Source organism: Actinobacillus delphinicola, assembly GCF_900638385.1.
GTDB classification, from domain to species: domain Bacteria; phylum Pseudomonadota; class Gammaproteobacteria; order Enterobacterales; family Pasteurellaceae; genus Actinobacillus_C; species Actinobacillus_C delphinicola.
In genome coordinates this window covers 941,967-960,873 of record NZ_LR134510.1, presented here as the reverse complement: position 1 = coordinate 960,873, position 18,907 = coordinate 941,967, and the positions used below count along the sequence as shown (strand labels likewise).

The window sequence follows — 18,907 nt, the reverse complement described above, 5'->3', positions numbered from 1 at the left end:
TTTAAAATGAATTTCTAGTTTGACACTCATTAAGACTTAGTTAAATTATTTAAACAAAGTCAATCAACAAGTGCCCACACAGATTGTCTAGTTAGTTGTTAAAGAACAAAAAAATTGGTCGGCGAGATAGGATTTGAACCTACGACCCACTGGTCCCAAACCAGTTGCGCTACCAAGCTGCGCTACTCGCCGTCTATTCTAAATATTAATTTAGATGGGGTGGCTAATGGGACTTGAACCCACGACAACTGGAATCACAATCCAGGGCTCTACCAACTGAGCTATAGCCACCATTGCGTTGCGTTGAATACACGTTTAGCATCTGGCGCGTTCGATAGGATTTGAACCTACGACCTTTGGCTCCGGAGGCCAACGCTCTATCCAACTGAGCTACGAACGCATTCACATTTGATAACGTAGTGCGTCGCAACGGGGGCGTATGTTAGTGATTTCGTTCCCACTTGTCTAGCACTTTTTTAATTTTTTTTTAATTTTTTAATTAAAAGACGATTTTTCATACCAAATGTTTATCTTTTAATAATTTTCTGGATAACTTTTATTAGATATTTTTAACGTCCAGTCATTTTTTACAGCTCATCATACAGCTTTCTTGCATAATTATCTGACATTCCTGCAATATAATCGCAAATAATTCTATTTTTTTCTGTATCTATTGCTGATTTCCAGCGTTCAGCTGTATTTAATGGTAACAACCTTTCAGGATTATTACGCAGGATTTGAAATAATTCCCGTAAAATACGTTGCCCCTTATACTCCACTCTTTGCGTATGAATATGATCAATAACGTGTTTTCTTACAAATTTTTTCAACGCTGTTAAAACAGCAACAACATCATCAGGCAATTTCGCATTGTAATTTAAAAGCGGCTCATCAAAACACTCATAGCACACCCATTCCACATGGCAAATAAAATAATTAACCAGTGTGCCTATGGCATCTTTTCTTAAATAGTGTTCATTGGCAAAGAGATCATTAGAAAGTGTATTTATTTTGTCACTTATCCACGTTCCTTTTTTCTCTTTAATAAGTGAGGCTACTTCTCTGTCCCATGCTTCTTTCTCTACCATTCCTAAAACTATTGCATCTTCTAAATCATGAACGGCATAAGCAATGTCATCTGCCAATTCCATAATGCTGCAATCAAGCGATTTATATTTTGTTTTTTCGTAATATTTATCATCATCTTTCTTTGTAGATGAGAAATTTTTACGATCACTCTCTGTTAATGGTGCAAGCACCCAATCAAAAGCAACTTTATCATCCTGATAAATTCCTTTCTGTACCTCCCACTTATCCATATTAACGTATGGTGATAATTGCTCACTTTCCATATTTGGAAATTGCAGAACAGGATTTTGGATAAGCATAGGATACTTAATGACACCTAATAATGTACGACGGGTTAAATCCATGCCGTTGTGTTCTGTATAAGGCTCAAGACGAGTTAAAATACGAAAAGTTTGCGCGTTTCCTTCGAATCCACCATTTTTATACATCACAAAATTCAATGCATTTTCACCGCCGTGTCCAAAAGGCGGGTGACCGATATCATGAGCTAAACATAATCCTTCGATTAATTCCGTACTTGGCAATAACTTTCTAAAATCCTCTACTGCATAATTCCGTGAGGTCGTACTCTTTTCCAATAAATGCTGAATTTTTTCTTCGCGCATTAAGTAATGGGTAAGACTACTGCCAATTTGAGCGACTTCAAGGGAGTGCGTTAGGCGCGTGCGATAAAAATCATTTTCCCCTACGGCATGAATTTGACGTTTCGCTTGAAGACGGCGGAAAGCAGCACTGTGTAAAATTCTTGCTCGATCGCGTTGATAAGGGGTTCGGTAATCATCTTGCCGTTGAATTTGATCTTGTTGTCGTTCGGTCCAACACGGTTTGACTATTAAACTCATACTTCCTCCGCTAAACAATCTCTCAGCATCACCTGACATTCTGATAAAAGTTAGTTAGAATTAATGCCACCTTATGATTTATTTTTCAACTATTTTTTATGCAACATTCGCCTTTTTCTGTTACCGCTTTCCGTAACGAATTTCCTTTTTTAAGAGAAAATCCTGATGCCGTGTACTTAGATAGTGCAGCAACGACATTACGCCCACAAGCACTCATTGATGCTACGGTAAGTTTTTATGCCTCTGCAGGTTCGGTACACCGTAGTCAACACGATGAAAGCAATACACTAGCTTATGAAAATGCACGCAAAGCAGTAGCTAATTTTGTAGGTGCGGAAAAAGAAGAATGCATCATTTGGACAAGTGGAAGTACACATGCAGCGAATCTTGTTGCCCGAGGAATTGCTCCATCTTTAAATAAAGGTGATGAAATTATCCTTACCTTTGCTGAACATCATGCCAATTTCGTACCATGGCAACAGCTCGCCTTAGAAAAAGGATTGAAATATCACGTTATTCCTTTCAATCACGAAGGGATACTGGATATCAATGCATTAAAAAATGCTTTAAATCCCCATACAAAATTTGTCGCCTTAAATTGGGTGTCAAATATCAGTGGTGCCGAACAGCCGCTTAATGAATTAATTCCACTTATTCGCCAATACTCATCTGCACAGATTTTTATTGATGCTGCCCAAGCGGTAAGCCTTTTCCCTATTGATATTCAAAAATTAGATTGCGATTTTCTGGCGTTTTCTGCGCATAAACTTTATGGACCGACAGGGCTTGGCGTGCTGACAGGAAAATTTACAGCCTTAGATCGCCTCAGCCCCTTATTTTATGGTGGGAAAATGGTAAATACGGTAACAGCCACTGAAACCACCTTTGCCCCGCTTCCCTATCGCTTAGAAGCAGGGACACCGAATATCGCAGGTGTTATTGGTTTTGGAGCGGTACTAACGTGGTGGCAAAAATGGAATACTCTAGAGGCGAAAACGCATACAATTGCCTTAGCCGAAGAAACACGAATCCGCTTAGCTAACTATCCTACTTGCCAAATTTTTTCAGCACCTAATAGCAGTGTGGTGAGTTTTGTTTTTACCGATATCGCAAGTAGCGATTTAGCCCTTGTACTCGGTGAACATAATATTGCTTTCCGAAGTGGTAAACATTGTGCTGAACCATACTTAACCCAACTTGGACAAAGTAATGTATTACGCTTATCCTTTGCACCTTACAATCAGCAAAGTGATATTGATCGATTTTTTACAGCGCTTGATGAGGCGCGAGATTTATTATGTTAAAAGAAAAATTACAAAATGCCACCAACTGGCAAGAACGCTTTCGTTTGCTTATTCAAGCCAGCAAAAATTTACCCATTCCTTCAGAACAAGAACGTGAAGAGATGGAAGAAATCCATGGCTGTGAAGCCCGTCTTTGGTGGCAAATGGAAAAAAACGCTACAGGGCTACAATTCAAAGCTTATAGTGAAGCACGTATTATGAATGGCATCCTATTTTTATTGCTTGAAGAACTTAATGGCATGCCACTTTCAGCAATCAAAACCTTTTCATTAGATAGTTTTTTTGAAAAAAATGGTATTTTGCAGAATTTAAGTCAAACTCGTCGTTTAGGCTTAAAAGAAATTGAAAAACGTTTACAGCAGGCAGAATACTGTTAAAATCTGACCTTTATCTTATAAAAAAATGGGAGAACTTTATGGATACTTTAGAGAAAATCAAAAAACAAATTGCAGAAAACCCTATCATTCTTTACATGAAAGGTTCACCAAAATTACCAGGATGCGGTTTCTCAGCGCGTGCAGTAGAAGCAATTCTTGCATGTAATGTTCCTTTTGGCTATGTGGATATCCTACAACACCCTGATATTCGTGCAGAATTACCAAAATACGCACAATGGCCAACTTTCCCACAACTTTGGGTTGAAGGCGAATTAATCGGTGGTTGCGATATTATTTTAGAAATGTTCCAAGCAGGCGAACTACAAGTTTTACTTCACGATGTTGCCGCTCGCCACAACGAAACTAAAGCAGAAAAAGACGCAGAATAAAATCACGCCTCGTTTTTCGAAAAAATTTATGGAAATCCCTTCAAGCGAAGGGATTTTTTATTTAGAAGTTTTAAGCCCTCTACTCACCATATAACAACAAAAAATTGCACCGAAAATGGCGAAAAAGAGGAAGTAGAATCCAACATTCCAGCCGTAATGCTCAGCAAGCATACCAAATAATGCCGTTCCCGCTGATCCACCAACAATATAGCTAATCAATCCTCGCATTCCCGTTGCGGAACCAGCTGCAAAAGCAGGAACGACTTCTATCGCTTGAAGAGAGGCTAAAAACATAGGAACGTAAATAAATGCACCAACAATACCTGCGCTTATCATCACGATAATTAAAGAATGGCTCATCCAATAAACGCCAATTGCTATAGCAACACCAATTAAACAAAGCACAGCAAGTGGCATACGATGTCCTTTAAACAAAGTATCCGTTACATAGCCAGCAAGTAAAGTTGATGGTATGGCCGACCATTCAAAAATGGCAAAGGTTGTGGCAATTTCTGCTTTAGAAAAACCTTTCACTTCTAATAAATACAATGGCAACCAAGTTAAAACGCCGAGCCTTATCATATAACTAAACGCATCTAAGAAAGAAACATACCAAATATTACGGTTAGTCAAAATATAATTTTTTAAGATAAACCAAGTAGAATACGGTTCTGTAGTTGTATTTTCTTGTAACGGTGCATCGAGTTCACTCGCAATGATTTTATTTAATGATGGAAGATGTTCTTGCGTTGGTTTGGCTAAACCAAAAAAATAAAAAATAATAGAGATAATGCTGGCGAAAGCGACAGGGACAAAGAAATAAGCCGATTGCCAATAAGCCTGCCCAAACCAAGCTAAAGCCGCGCCAGCAATAGGTGCAATAAGACCACCACCCAAATTATGTGAAGCATTAAAAATAGCAGTTGCACTCCCCCTTATTTTATGGGGAAACCAATTCGCCAATATCACATAAGAAGGACCCGCCCCCATTCCTTGGAAAATACCATTGAGAATACATAGAAAGAAAAAAATCCAAAAGACCGTACTAAATCCCATCATTATGTTGACAAGACCTGACATAATCAGCCCAATAAGCATGAAATACTTTGGATTTATTCTATCTGCTAGGACAGACATAATACCTTTACTTAGACCATAGGCGACAAGCATTGTGCCAGATAAAAATCCAATATCTTGTTTGGTAAAGTGAAAATGTGAAATGAGATCGGGTGAGGAAAGCAAGAGGTTATTACGCAATATATAATAAGCCGCATAACCAATGAAAATACCGAATAACGCTTGCCAGCGCATTCGATTATAACGGGCTAATATAGCTTGCTTTCCGACTATCTTCGGAGAATTTAGAAGAGTTGCCATACCACCTCCATCTTAGATTTAAATATTGGCAAATCGTCAAAATCCTTTATAAAAATTAATCCTTTGTAATACCGTACTGTTTTAATTTATTCGCCACTGCCGTATGAGAAATCCCTAAACGACTTGCTAATTTTCTTGTTGTTGGATATTGACGATAAAAATGACGTAATAATTTTTCTTCAAAACGATTCATCATTTCCTCTAATCCTTGCTCAGGCAAATCGTCAATTTCATTCTCAAATGGGAATTTTTCATCTGATAATTGTACATCATCGGCTGTTAATGTCCCAGTTTCATTAAGAGAACAAGCACGATAAAGTACATTGTAAAGCTCTCGGATATTGCCTCGCCATGCGTAATTTTGTAATTTACGACATACTGTTTCATCCAGTGGCATAAATGTACGTTTTAATTTTTGTCCAATTCCGCCTAAAAAATAATCCGCTAATTGAGGTATATCACAAATACGTTCCCGTAAAGGCGGGATAGTTAATGTCAACACATTAAGACGATGATACAGATCTTCACGTAATTTTCCTTCCTGTACAGCCTGCCAAAGTGGAATTTGTGAAGTACAAATAACACGGACATCCGCATAATGCGTCTGATCTTCCCCGACACGGCGGAAAGTACCATCATTAATAAATCGTAATAATTTTGCTTGTAGTTCAAGCGGTAATTCAGTCACACTGTCTAATAAAACGGTACCGCCGTTTGCATATTCAAAAAAGCCTTGGCTTGCTACAGAATTTTCACTTTCTCCATGACCAAACATTTCGCTTTCAGCTTCTGCATTGGGTAAGCCTGCGCAATTCACTGCGATAAATTTCTGTTGCCCTCTTGGGCTTTGAGCAACACAGGCAGATGCAAGAAGATCTTTCCCTGTACCTGTTTCTCCCTCAATCAACAAAGGTGCCTCAAGTTTGGCAAATTTTTCTGCTGATCGTAATACACGTTGCATATTGTCACTTTGAGTCATAAATGCCTCAAAACCCATATTGGTTCCATTCATAGCTTATTCTCTGTATTAAGTTATATATTTGCGCTCAGAATATTTTATGACGAGTTATTTTTTTTTGTAAAGATATACTTACAAACAAGATGCCCCAATAGAGTTAATTTCGTTACGTTTTATAAATTTTGTATAATTTTACATCTCTTTCGTGTTGCATTAGCGAAAAAACGATTTTTACCTTAAAATTAGCAGTAATACTTAACTTTTTATATCATGCTATGAGAAATTCTTTTTTACCTTTTTTAATGTCAAAACGCCTATCATTAAGGGGGCTTCTGCTTATCGCTTTAGGCATAAGTAGCCTTTCTTTGCAGGCGGCACCACGTATTCCAGCAGAGGTATTGAATAACGGCTTGGTTTACTGTGCAAGTAATACTGGTTTATCATTCAATCCACAAAGTGCAGAAGATGGCACCAGCATGAATATCGTCACTGCTCAAATTTATAATCGCCTATTCGCCATTAAGAAAAATAGCGATAAGGTTATGCCTGAGCTTGCAACGGGCTATTCGATGTCAGCTGATGGTAAAACACTCCTTATTTATTTACGTCACCATGTCAAATTTCAACAAACGCCATGGTTCACCCCAACACGTAATTTCAATGCTGATGATGTCGTTTTTTCTCTTAACCGTATGCTTGGGAGAACGCTTGATTCAGCACATCCAACAAGTAAAATTTTAAGAAAATTAGGCTATTATCCTGGGTTACAAATCAATATTTACCACCAACAGGCAAAAAAAATTCGTTTCCCATATTTTCAAAGTATTAAGCTTAACGAGAAAATTCAATCTATTGATGCTATTGGAAAATATACCGTTAGAATCCGTCTATACACACCAGATTATTCTATCTTATCCCATTTAGCTAGCCAGTATGCCATTATCTTTTCTCAAGAATATGCGACTCAATTAGATGCGGATGATAATCTATCAAACTTGGATATTTTCCCTGTCGGAACAGGTCCTTATCAGCTTAATAGTTTCTTTAGAAATCAGTACGTTCGTTTGGTAAGAAATAAACATTATTGGGGGAAAAAAGCCAAAATCAAAAATGTGGTTATTGATCTTTCTAATAACCAATCTGGTCGTATGCTTAAATTTTTAAACAATGAATGCCAAATTGCTGCAACACCAGAGTTAAGCCAACTTGAGATTTTAGAACAATCACGTGGTAGAAATTACTATTTACACGAAGCAGAAAGTATGAACCTTGCCTATCTTGCATTTAATTTCCATAAAGATCTCATGCAAGATGAACGCATTCGCCGTGCTATCTCTCAGGCAATTAACCGCAAACGTATAGTCAATGCGTTATATTATGGTAACGCATCCGTTGCTAATCATCTCATTCCTAATACATCCTGGGCGTTTCAGCCAGATGTACATCCCTTTGATTATGGTTATGATCCTGTCCAAGCACGTAAAATTCTTGCACCTTTGCATTTAACCCTCAATCTATGGGTCATTAATGAGGAGCATGTTTATAATCCATCTCCAATTTCTATGGCTGAGATCATTCAATATGATTTAAATAAAGCAGGCGTTAACGTTAAAATCCGCTACATTACTCGACCATTCCTCAATCAACATTTAGAAGATGATACAGCGGATTACGATCTTATCCTAACAGGATGGTTATCAAATAATTTAGACCCCGATAATTTTATGCATCCAATTTTAAGTTGTAGCACTCAAAATGATGTGACTAACTTATCTCATTGGTGCAATGCAGACTTTGAATACAAACTCAAACAAGCACTGTTATCAAATAAAACCGCCCAACGTGCAACATTTTATAATCAAGCACAGGATATCGTATTAAATAAATTACCTATCATTCCGATCGCTAACGTAAAACGTATCCTCGTTGTTAAAGATCGTGTAAGAGGATTAAATTCTATGTCATATGGAAATATACAATTTTCAGCATTAGCGCTAAAAACGGAGGCTAAATAGTGTTTTCTGCTTTTTTACGTCGTAGCTTCTTAGCTATCATCACACTTTTTATGCTCACGTTCATCAGCTATGCCATTTTGCTAAAAGATCCGCTAAATGCGCAGTTGGGTGTTCCACATTTTTATTCAGGCTATTGGTGTTATATCGATAGTTTATTACATGGGAATCTTGGTATCAGTTATCAAGGTGGCGAGTCTTTGACACGGACAATCCTCGCTGTTTTGCCACCAACATTAGAATTGTGTTTTACCTCCATGCTATTGGCAACGCTATTTGGTATCCCTCTCGGCTACATTGGTGCGTTACCTGAAAAACCGTGGATAAGTCGCACAGTTCGGGCAACTTATCTTGTCGGACTCTCTATTCCAATTTTCTGGCTAGCACCAATCTTATTATATTTTTCAGCTATTCATGGTTGGGAGATTTCAGCAATTGGGCAATATAATTTACTCTACGATATCCCAACAAAAACAGGATTTCCGCTCATTGATATGTGGTTTGTGGACGTCCCATATCGAGTAAAAATTATTCAAAATGTACTCCAACACCTTGTTTTACCAACATTAGTACTTTGTATTTTACCAATGATGGAAATTACACGCTTTATTCAACAACGTACTCAATCATTATTGGCAGAAAATTACATTAAAATCGCACTTTCACGTGAAGCGTCTAAATTTAATGTATTAACCAAATACATTTTGCGTAATAGTCTTCCACAACTGGTTTCACAATTTCCGCGCCTATTCATTCTCTTAATTACACAATGTATGTTAATTGAAGGAACGCTCGCATGGCCAGGTATCGGTCGCTGGTTAATTGATGCCGTAAGCCAACAAGATTACAACAGTATCTCAGCAGGCGTTATGGCTATTGGCTTATGTATATTACTGGTAAATATTTTTACGCAAATTCTCATGTTCATTCTCGATCCATTTAATAAAAAGGGCTGGTATGTTAAATAACTCTGTGGACTCATTCCGCCATCAAAAAACATTGCGTCAAATTTGGTTGGCTTTCTACCAAGATAAAGTCGCACTTTATAGTTTTTATATTTTTACCGCACTTATTTTTATTGCAATTTTTGCACCCTACATCACACCATACAATGTTAACCAACAATTTGTTGGCGAGGCACTTCTGCCCCCATCTTGGTTTGAAAGCGGTAAAATTTCGCACTTTCTCGGGACGGATAATATCGGACGTGATGTATTAAGCCGTTTATTAGTCGGCACATCTTATACTTTCGGAACAGCCCTTGTTGTCGCATTAGCCACCGCAATTTTAGGAGGCTTATTTGGGACACTTGCGGGGTTATCGCACGGCGTACGCTCCCGTATTCTTGGGCATTTCTTTGATAGTTTTATCTCAATCCCAACCTTGCTCACTGCCATTATTATCGCAACTTTAATGAAAGCAAGCCTTGCTAATTCCATGTTGGCGATTACCCTCGCCCTACTCCCGTATTTTATTCATGAAATCTCGCAAGTCGTGCGCCAAGAACTCAATACAAATTACATCACAATGCTCCGTTTAGACGGCGCAACCCATTGGCAACAGCTTAAAGCGTGTTTTGTACCGAAAGTTCTCATTCGTTATATGCGTGAAGTAAGCAAAGTTTTTGTTGTAGCAATCGTTGATATCGCCGCATTAAGCTTTATTTCTCTCGGTGCCCAAGCACCCACACCAGAATGGGGATTAATGATAAAAGATTCCGTTAGCCTTATTTTCGTGGCACCTTGGCTCGTCATCTTGCCAGGTATCGCATTATTATTTACCGTGATGATCTGGTTAATCTTCAGTAACGGACTTTGTCACACCGTTGAAAAATATTATGAGTAAACACTATGGCACTATTAGATATTCGTAACCTTTGTGTTGACGTCATCACGCCAACAGGCAAAGTCAAAATGATTGATAACGTAACCTTCTCATTGAATGAAGGAGAGCTTTGTGGACTTGTCGGTGAATCTGGTTCTGGCAAAAGTATCATTGCCAAAATTATTTGTAATGAAATCCAAGATAACTGGATTATCCGTGCCGATCGTTTCCGCTTTGATGATGTTGAATTATTAAAACTACCTGCGGAAGAACGTCGCAGTATTATTGGTCGTAAAATTGCCCTTGTTTCACAAGCCGCACTCAGCACACTTGATCCAACTCGTCGTCTAGGCAAACAGATTAAACAAAATATCCCAAACTGGACGTTTAAAGGTCGTTGGTGGCAGTATTTTGGCTGGAAGCGACGTCGTACAATTGAGCTTTTACACCGTGTAGGGATCCAAGATCACCGAGATGTCATGCGCAGTTATCCCGAAGAAATCACTGAGGGACAACGCCAAAAAGTGCTTATCGCCATGGCTGTAGCAAATCAACCACGCTTACTCGTTGCCGACGAACCAACGAATGCGCTAGAAGCCATCACCAAAACCCAAATCTTCCGCCTATTGGATAGTATGAACAAAAACCTCAATACAACTGTCCTCTTGGCAAGTAATGACATCAACCACCTTAAAGAATATTGTGATCACCTCATTATTCTTTACTGCGGTCAAAACGTAGAATCAGGCACTACGGAAGCGCTTTTAAGCACGCCTCATCACCCCTATACCCCAGCAATTATGCATGCGATGCCTGACTTTAGCCAGCCTATTCCGACCAAAAGTCGCCTTGGCACACTAAGAGGCACAGTACCTATGATCGATGAATTACCAATCGGATGTCGTCTTGGACCACGTTGCCCATTTTCACAAAAGCAGTGTATTGCAAAGCCTGCTTTAACATACATTCGCCAGCAAGAATATGCTTGCCACTTTCCACTGAATATGCGAGCAATGCGTTGTAAAGCCAAAGAAGAGCCTGCACCGCTTGTTATTCAAGCAACAGAAAATTCAGATTAAGGATGCTTTATGACAACGCCACTATTAAAAGTTTCAAATATTAGTAAAACCTTTGTTGATCCCTCTATTTTTTTGGGAAATACCTCGTTTTATGCGATTAAAAATATCAGCTTTGAATTAGAAGAGAAAAAAACACTCGCCATCATTGGTAAAAATGGCTCAGGAAAATCAACGATTGCTAAAGTTCTTGTCGGACTTTTCCCTCCCAATGCAGGAGAAATTCGATTTAAAGGTAGAACGCTCACCTTCGGCGATTATTATTACCGAGCCAAGCACCTCCGCATGGTATTCCAAAACCCCGATAGCGTTTTTAACGCACGTCTAAATGTAGGGCAAATTTTGGATGAACCGCTAAAAATTATCACCGCAATGGATACCGAAGAACGTGATGAAAAAATTGGGGAAACACTTCGCCTAGTGGGACTTTACCCCGATCACGCCAACGTTCGCCTAAGCACCATGTCATCAAGCCAAAAACAACGTGTTGCCCTTGCTCGCGCATTGATTCTAAAACCTGAAATCATCATCATCGATGATACTCTTGCAACTTTAGATGCGACCGTAAAAATCCAAATGATGAACCTACTTTTAAAAATCCAAAAACGCCTTGGCATCTCATACGTTTACATAGGACAAAACCTCGGAATCGTAAAACATATATCTGATAAAGTCCTCGTCATGGATCAAGGCGAAATGGTCGAATACGGCGATACCCGCAAAGTCTTCACCGACCCACAAGCCGACGTCACCAAACGTCTCATCGAAAGCGAATTCGGCAAACTACTTACCGAAGCAGCCTGGTATGAACCGAGCGAAGAATAAATCTCTCTAAAAACAAAAATCACGCCCCAAAAATCATAAAATTTTATGAAAAATTGGGCGTGATTTAATTTTTATCTAAAAAAATAACATGTACTTTCATTTCCTTTAATTCTCATCTAGTTAATATACCCTCTAATAATTAAATATTGTTATTATTTGAGTGAATTTTATCTTATTTTTTAGGCGATATTGATATTTATCAATCCCGACTAGATTAGTAAGGATTAAAATTCCAAGGATTTGTTTAAATCATTTTTTTGGAGGTATTACATGAAAAATTATAAAGCGCTGTGGGTGATTTTAATTATTACCCTAACAGCGACTTTTACATTATTAGGCTTTGCTGGGGTAGAAGTATATCGTAATGTGCCGCCTGTTCCGACAGCGTTTGTGGATGAGGCGGGCAATACAATTATTTCTCACGATGAAATTATGCAAGGTCAAGATGCTTGGCAGTCTACTGGTGGTATGGAGATTGGGACTGTTTGGGGTCATGGGGCTTATCAAGCACCTGACTGGACAGCGGATTGGTTACATCGTGAAGCGATGGCATGGTTAAATATTAAAGCAAAAGCGGAATTCCAAAAACCGTATGCTGATTTAACTTCATTGCAACAGGATGAATTGAAAGTGGAATTACAACATGAATACCGTCACGACAATATGCAAGCAGACGGTAAAGTTGTACTTTCTCCAACTCGTGTTGAAGCAATTGCTGAAGCGGGAAAATATTATTCTGCCCTTTATGGCGATGATCCGAGCATGGTAAAAACTCGCTCTGATTTTGCGATGAAGAATAATACCCTTCCAAATGCAACTGATCGTGCGCATTTAAATGATTTCTTCTTCTGGACATCTTGGGCAGCAGCAACAGATCGTCCTGGAACAGACGCAACTTATACCAATAACTGGCCTCATGAACCACTTATTAATAACGTACCAACCACTGAAAATATTATGTGGTCTATTGCATGCGTTGTGCTTTTATTAGTGGGTATTGGCTTCCTCATTTGGGGTTGGGCATTCTTACGCAATCACCAAGAAGACAAAGTGACACCCCCTGACACTGATGTGATTGCAGGACTTGCTCTAACCCCATCCCAAAAAGCATTAGGTAAATATGTTTTCCTTGTCGTTGCCCTCTTTATGGCACAAATTATTATCGGTGGTGTGGTCGCACACTATACGGTTGAAGGACAAGGTTTCTATGGTATTGATTTATCGCCATATTTCCCATATAGCTTATTACGTACTTGGCATATCCAATCTGCGCTTTTCTGGATTGCGACTGCTTTCCTTGCTGGAGGCTTATTCTTAGCGCCTGTCGTCAATGGCGGTAAAGATCCAAAATATCAAAAATTGGGTGTGAATGCATTATTCATTGCTTTGTTAATTGTGGTAATTGGTTCTTATCTCGGTAACTACTTTGCGATCGCAAATCCACAACCAGGTACTTTAACTTACTGGTTCGGTATCCAAGGTTATGAATATTTAGATTTAGGTCGTTTCTGGCAAATTCTACTCTTTATTGGTTTCTTGCTATGGCTTTATCTCATGCTTCGTGCCGTTATTGGCGGTTTCAAACAAAATGGCGATAAAAACCTTTTAGCAATTTTCACTGCGTCATTCGTTGCGGTGGGCTTATTCTATGGTCCAGGTTTATTCTACGGTCAACATACTAGCCTTTCTGTAATGGAATACTGGCGTTGGTGGGTAGTTCACCTTTGGGTAGAAGGTTTCTTTGAAATCTTTGCAACCGCAGCTATCGCCTTTATCTTTACATCACTTGGTTTATTAGATAAACGTACTGCAACCGTTGGTACCTTAGTTTCTGCGATTCTTTTCGCTATCGGTGGCGTGCCAGGTACATTGCACCACTTATACTTCTCAGGTACAACAACTCCGATCATTGCTATCGGTGCGACATTCAGTGCTTTAGAAGTTGTGCCATTGATTATCATGGGCTATGAAGCTTACGATAACTGGAAACTTAAAACAGCAACACCTTGGGCAGGTAAATTAACTTGGGCAATTTACTGTTTCGTTGCTGTCGCCTTCTGGAATATGCTTGGCGCAGGTGTCTTTGGTTTCTTAATCAATCCGCCAATTTCACTTTATTATATCCAAGGTCTTAATACGACAGCCGTTCACGCTCACGCAGCATTATTCGGTGTGTATGGTTTCTTAGCACTTGGTTTTGCATTGGCGGTATTACGTTATATTCGTCCAGACGCAGAATTAAATCCAAAATGGATGAAATTTGGTTTCTGGTGCTTAAACCTTGGTATTGTATTAATGATTTTAACCAGCCTTTTACCAATCGGTATTTACCAAGCTGCGGCAAGTATCAGCCACGGTTTATGGTATGCACGTAGCGAAGGCTTTATGCAACAAGGTTTCTTACAATTCTTACGTTGGTTCCGTATCGTGGGCGATACCGTATTTATTCTCGGTGCATTTGCTTTCTTTATGCAAGTTACCCTTGCGTTACTCAACCGTAAAAATGTAAAAGCATAAGATTTTGATAAAACAAAAGGCGCAGTAAATTGCGCCTTTTTTATTTTCATATAATTGATTAATACGCTAGTAACCAGCAGAAGAACCAGAGTGAAATAGCAAATTCAATTGTCCCCACTTGTTGAACGCTAAGTTTACGTTTTGGAAAGAAATAAGCTCGAAGGTAAGCAGGAAAGAATGCCACGCCGAGCATCCAAGATTGACTGAAAAAGTAAATTAAAATAATAAGATGTATAATGTAGCTGGTATAAAGATAAAATTTATTCTTACGTTCACGCATCATTGTTTTCACATAGAAAACAATACTAATCAGCATCAAGGTCGTATAGACAACGAGATGTAACATATTTTGATCGAAGGTATGAGCTGTAAAATAATACGCACCTGCACCAATGATTTCAAAGATAGCAATACCTGCGAAGTCATTGCTAAGCGCACGTTCATCACGGGCATTAACATAATAAATATTGACTAGGATAAACGGAATAGTCGCCACACCAAATAAAATGATTTCCCAGTTATAGAAAAAAGCAGGCAGAAAAAGGAGAAAACTTATGCTGGCGTAAATCGCTGTCCAAACTTTATAAAACTCTTGATTTCGCCCTTTAAAAATCGATAAAAAAGGATACACTGCCAGATACAATGCGATCCACCCCGCTAATAAAAAACACGATTGCCAGGTAAAGGGGGCTAACCACATCCCATACAAAAATGGCATTAATGCCATAACCCATGCACCGTATTGATTTGATATCAGTAACTTTTTCATAGAATGCTCCTTTCTTACGAGATTAATGAAGAACAGCAAGGCTCTTTTATTAACGTGGATACTAAAATAGTATTTGATATTTTACTTAACGCATTCTAATACAGTAAACCGCATAAAAATAGAGCGAATTTTTAAGAAAAATCCGCTCTTTTTGTAGGTCTATTTATCTATTGGCATAAAACTTAAAATAATCTTGCCATTGTTAATCGATGAATGAATAGCGGTGAGATCTTTGACAACAATCTCTTTTGGAAACTTATCTGCCGAGTAAGTAGTCGCTAGAGCAATCACTTTGGCGCCCGCATTATGCCCTGCTTCAAGTCCACCTGGCGCATCTTCAATGACGACACAATTTTTGATATCGGCATTAAGTGATTTAGCCGCCATTAAATAGCCTTCAGGATCGGGTTTACCATTTTTAACTTTTTCAGCAGTAATCAATGCGTTAGGTAATGGAAGATGGCAATATCGCAAACGTTCACGAGCAATATTTTCGGTAGATGAAGTCACAATCGCCCATTTATCTTCTGGTAAGCTATGCAATAATTCCCGTGCGCCTGGAATGGTTTTTACATCCGTTTCTTTTGCTTCTTCTACTGTAAAAAGTTCGACCGCTTTTGCAATATCCGCCTCATTACCCAAAACGCTACGAGCGGTATCCTCTGGTCTGCGCCCATGCGATTGATGAATAACACTTTCTTTATCTAAGCCATAATGATCCGCCCATCGCCCCCAAATTCTGGCACAAGCGGCGCTTGAGTCAATTAAAGTACCATCCATATCAAATAAAACGGCATCGACTTCCATTACAATTTTTTCATTTTTATTCATCATATAACTCCATCATTTTTATGATATTCTTCATTATTGAAGAACGGACAAAAATCTACCATTTGCTGTTTTTTTTCAACCAAAAATAATCTTAATATAAAAAAATATATAAATAATTATAAATACGCCCTGTTTTTCAGAAAAATTTATGCATTATTCTTGAGGAAGAAACTCTAAGTCGAGTAATAAGGGATTATGATCGGAGCTATCAGTTTTATCTGTTGTAGCGGAGATGACTTGCAAACCTCGAATAAACACAAAATCGAGTGGTTTGCGCATAAATCGTAGGCGATAGTCTGGATTAAAATGCACCTCTTGGAGTTGATATTTTTGCGCTAAGGTTTTTAAAAACTGATAACGTGCTTTACTCCACGCATTCAAATCACCACCAAAAATGACTGGACCAGTATGGTGTTTGATAAGATCAAACATCTGATTAATTTGCTGTTTGTAATATGTGGTATTCAATTCAAAATTAACAAGATGAATATTAATCATCAACAAAGAACTGCCATCTTGCAAGGGAAATAACATTGCCATGCCGACCTTGGGAATGCGAATCCACGGTTCTTTTCCAGTTCCGACACAATAAATTTGTGGAATATAACGGCTTAGCATTGCTACGCCCGATTCCTTACCACGGTAGGCAAATGAGGAAACATAAAGGCGTGATGGGAAATCTTGTGGTAAATGCGTTTGCGTTTCAATGATATGACTTGCTTCTTGAAGCAAAATAAAATCTTTATTTTTTGCGTAATGACTCAATGCTTGTTCCCAGCCCGCATCTTCACCTTTATGCAAGTTCCAAACGACCAATTTAACACGATTTTGAAGAATACGTGGCACGCTCTGCTCTTGCTTAAAACATTGCAACATCGGGTGTGCGACAAACGGCTTCGGCGCGGCATGAGGAGAAATAAATGTGATTTTCGGTTGTACATAAATCATGATGTTATGACCTATATAAAGAAACAGCGTACTTATTATAAAACAGAATAAAATAATGTACTTTCGGATTTTTCTCACAATCGCAAAATAAATAAAAAATATACTTTGGAAAAGTTTATCATTTTACTTATACTTAGCAACCAATCTTTTAAGATTGATAAACAATAAATTAATAAATAAGAAAAGAAAGATAATAAATCATTAGATGTACTGCCTGAGGCAACTCCTACAGAGAAAAGGAATCTGTTGATTTTTTATTATGTTCTATCGTTATAAAAAATGAGCAGATTTGTTAATTTTTATAATAAGGAATAGAACTCATGACAGTTTATATGCATCTTTGCTTTCTTTCCGCTTTTTCCATTTTAATCGGTTTCGTTACGAAAAAGATTAGTGCAAAAGCGCAATACACTATTGCCGTAACAGCAACGTCTATGCTGTGTTCTTTAGGGCTGATTTTTTTGGGTCACTTTGGTTTCTTTAAAATTGATCTTGTTGCAAAACAGATGATGGAATCCATTGATTTTAAAACTTTTTTAATTGATGGCGTCCTCGGATTTTTGCTCTTTGCGGGTGCATTAAGCATTCGTCTTCCCCTAATGAAAACACAATGGCGTGAAATTACCGCACTTTCACTTTTTTCTACATTAGCATCTACGCTATTTGTGGGCTTTGTTTTATATGGAATTGCATCACTTTTAGGTTGGCACATTAACCTGGTTTACTGTTTCCTTTTCGGCGCAGTGGTTTCCCCTACCGACCCGATTGCCGTTCTTGCAATCATCAAAAATTTAAAAGCACCGCAAAAATTGTCAATGAAAGTTGAAGGTGAGTCATTATTTAATGATGGGGTTGGGCTTGTTATTTTTACAACGATTTTTGCTGTCGCTTTCGGTGGTCAAGAACCTACTGTGAGCGGTATCAGCATGCTATTCCTCAAAGAAGCCATCGGCGGTATTATTTACGGGGCAATTTTAGGATTCGTCGTTCATTTATTTATTAAAAATACTAACGACGCAAGTACGCAAACTCTTCTAACCTTAACCATTCCGACCGCAGGATATATGCTTGCAAATATGCTTGAAGTATCCGGTGCATTGTCTATGGTTGTTTCTGGGATCATTATTGGTAACTGGTCTAAAGAAACTAGTATTCAAGAAGAAAACCAACGCAACTTTGAACATTTCTGGGAAATGGTAGATCACTTCCTTAATTCATTACTTTTCCTTTTAATCGGTTTTGCAATGCTTCTCGTTGATTTCACTTCACAAGGTGTTACTCTTGCACTTTGCGCTATCCCGATTTGTTTAATGTGTCGTTATTTTAGCGTTTATTTACCTTTCATTTGGTTCCGCCGTACAACGGTTTATAATCCTTATACTCTCCGCATTCTGACTTGGGGTGGTTTACGTGGTGGTTTATCCCTTGCAATGGCATTATCCATTCCGAGCGATCAAATTTTTATTAAAAGTATCGGCATGGACCTACACGACTTGCTCGTAATTATGACGTACGCTGTCGTGTTATTCGCTATTTTGGTACAAGGTACAACCATTGAAACCATGATCCGTAAATCAAAAGAATCTACACTTGCGGAACGAGGTTACGTTAATTTAAACGGTAAAAAATATCGTACAAATTAATATAATTTTTTCGGAAAATCTCGCCGTCTTTTGATTTTTTAGGCGGCGAGTTGCTTCCCAATTAAGTTTCTGTTATTTTCTGCTCAATTTTAATACTAATATCATTGCTTTCCCGTGCATTTTATA

At 38.3% G+C, this 18,907-nt stretch carries 16 protein-coding genes and 3 tRNA genes; 10 read left to right on the top strand and 9 right to left on the bottom strand.

The window, feature by feature from the left end; translation table 11 throughout:
• Positions 1–115 precede the first annotated feature (115 nt).
• From EL259_RS04490 to EL259_RS04475, 4 genes are all read right to left on the bottom strand, one after another.
• A tRNA-Pro gene (locus tag EL259_RS04490) sits at positions 116–192 on the bottom strand.
• Between the two features lie 23 nt (positions 193–215).
• Positions 216–291, bottom strand: a tRNA-His gene (locus tag EL259_RS04485).
• Positions 292–323: 32 nt separating this feature from the next.
• A tRNA-Arg gene (locus tag EL259_RS04480) sits at positions 324–400 on the bottom strand.
• Between the two features lie 187 nt (positions 401–587).
• Positions 588–1,931, bottom strand: coding sequence for an anti-phage deoxyguanosine triphosphatase (locus EL259_RS04475; RefSeq protein ID WP_126599404.1), 1,344 nt, complete (start codon positions 1,929–1,931; stop codon positions 588–590).
• 98 nt (positions 1,932–2,029) lie between these two features.
• On the opposite strand from EL259_RS04475, the gene EL259_RS04470 reads away from it, so the two are divergent.
• The 3 genes from EL259_RS04470 to grxD are packed head-to-tail and all read left to right on the top strand — an operon-like array spanning position 2,030 to position 4,001.
• Entirely contained in the window at positions 2,030–3,235 is a 1,206-nt protein-coding gene (locus tag EL259_RS04470; RefSeq protein WP_126599402.1) for an aminotransferase class V-fold PLP-dependent enzyme, read from the top strand.
• A complete protein-coding gene (locus EL259_RS04465; RefSeq protein WP_126599400.1) occupies positions 3,229–3,612 on the top strand; it encodes a SufE family protein in 384 nt (127 codons plus the stop codon). The genes EL259_RS04470 and EL259_RS04465 overlap by 7 nt, the downstream gene beginning before the upstream one ends.
• A 38-nt stretch (positions 3,613–3,650) precedes the next feature.
• Positions 3,651–4,001 (top strand): Grx4 family monothiol glutaredoxin, encoded by a 351-nt coding sequence (gene grxD / locus EL259_RS04460; RefSeq protein WP_126599398.1) that lies wholly within the window; start codon positions 3,651–3,653, stop codon positions 3,999–4,001.
• A gap of 57 nt (positions 4,002–4,058) precedes the next feature.
• Here the strand turns inward: grxD and EL259_RS04455 are convergent, their stop codons facing one another.
• Both EL259_RS04455 and EL259_RS04450 read right to left on the bottom strand, forming a co-directional pair.
• Complete coding sequence (locus EL259_RS04455; RefSeq protein ID WP_126599397.1) at positions 4,059–5,378, bottom strand: MFS transporter; 1,320 nt, start codon at positions 5,376–5,378, stop codon at positions 4,059–4,061.
• A gap of 55 nt (positions 5,379–5,433) precedes the next feature.
• Positions 5,434–6,375, bottom strand: a complete 942-nt coding sequence (locus tag EL259_RS04450; protein WP_408608236.1) for a sigma 54-interacting transcriptional regulator — start codon at positions 6,373–6,375, stop codon at positions 5,434–5,436.
• 263 nt (positions 6,376–6,638) lie between these two features.
• Here EL259_RS04450 and EL259_RS04445 point away from each other — a divergent pair, with 263 nt between their 5' ends.
• From EL259_RS04445 to EL259_RS04420, 6 genes are all read left to right on the top strand, one after another.
• On the top strand, positions 6,639–8,351 hold the full coding sequence (locus EL259_RS04445; protein ID WP_126600865.1) for an ABC transporter substrate-binding protein: 1,713 nt from the start codon (positions 6,639–6,641) through the stop codon (positions 8,349–8,351).
• Positions 8,351–9,316 (top strand): ABC transporter permease, encoded by a 966-nt coding sequence (locus EL259_RS04440; RefSeq protein ID WP_126599393.1) that lies wholly within the window; start codon positions 8,351–8,353, stop codon positions 9,314–9,316. Before EL259_RS04445 ends, EL259_RS04440 begins: the two co-directional genes overlap by 1 nt.
• Positions 9,306–10,193 carry an ABC transporter permease subunit gene (locus EL259_RS04435; protein ID WP_126599391.1) on the top strand — a complete coding sequence of 296 codons (888 nt, stop codon included), beginning with the start codon at positions 9,306–9,308 and terminating at the stop codon, positions 10,191–10,193. The genes EL259_RS04440 and EL259_RS04435 overlap by 11 nt, the downstream gene beginning before the upstream one ends.
• 5 nt (positions 10,194–10,198) lie before the next feature.
• Positions 10,199–11,251: an oligopeptide/dipeptide ABC transporter ATP-binding protein gene (locus tag EL259_RS04430; RefSeq protein WP_126599389.1), complete on the top strand. Its 1,053-nt coding sequence runs from the start codon at positions 10,199–10,201 to the stop codon at positions 11,249–11,251.
• 9 nt (positions 11,252–11,260) lie between these two features.
• A complete protein-coding gene (locus EL259_RS04425; protein WP_126599387.1) occupies positions 11,261–12,073 on the top strand; it encodes a peptide ABC transporter ATP-binding protein in 813 nt (270 codons plus the stop codon).
• A gap of 270 nt (positions 12,074–12,343) precedes the next feature.
• Positions 12,344–14,590: a nitric-oxide reductase large subunit gene (locus tag EL259_RS04420; RefSeq protein WP_126599385.1), complete on the top strand. Its 2,247-nt coding sequence runs from the start codon at positions 12,344–12,346 to the stop codon at positions 14,588–14,590.
• A 58-nt stretch (positions 14,591–14,648) separates the two neighbouring features.
• Here EL259_RS04420 and EL259_RS04415 read toward each other — a convergent pair whose 3' ends face one another.
• The 3 genes from EL259_RS04415 to EL259_RS04405 all read right to left on the bottom strand — a co-directional run bounded on the left by EL259_RS04415 (position 14,649) and on the right by EL259_RS04405 (position 17,216).
• Complete coding sequence (locus tag EL259_RS04415; protein ID WP_126599383.1) at positions 14,649–15,359, bottom strand: YwiC-like family protein; 711 nt, start codon at positions 15,357–15,359, stop codon at positions 14,649–14,651.
• Between the two features lie 159 nt (positions 15,360–15,518).
• Positions 15,519–16,193 carry an HAD-IA family hydrolase gene (locus EL259_RS04410; RefSeq protein ID WP_126599381.1) on the bottom strand — a complete coding sequence of 225 codons (675 nt, stop codon included), beginning with the start codon at positions 16,191–16,193 and terminating at the stop codon, positions 15,519–15,521.
• 150 nt (positions 16,194–16,343) lie between these two features.
• Complete coding sequence (locus EL259_RS04405; RefSeq protein WP_172594219.1) at positions 16,344–17,216, bottom strand: endonuclease/exonuclease/phosphatase family protein; 873 nt, start codon at positions 17,214–17,216, stop codon at positions 16,344–16,346.
• A gap of 242 nt (positions 17,217–17,458) precedes the next feature.
• Between EL259_RS04405 and EL259_RS04400 the strand changes: the two genes are divergently transcribed.
• Positions 17,459–18,781: a cation:proton antiporter gene (locus EL259_RS04400; RefSeq protein WP_126599378.1), complete on the top strand. Its 1,323-nt coding sequence runs from the start codon at positions 17,459–17,461 to the stop codon at positions 18,779–18,781.
• Positions 18,782–18,907 lie beyond the last annotated feature (126 nt).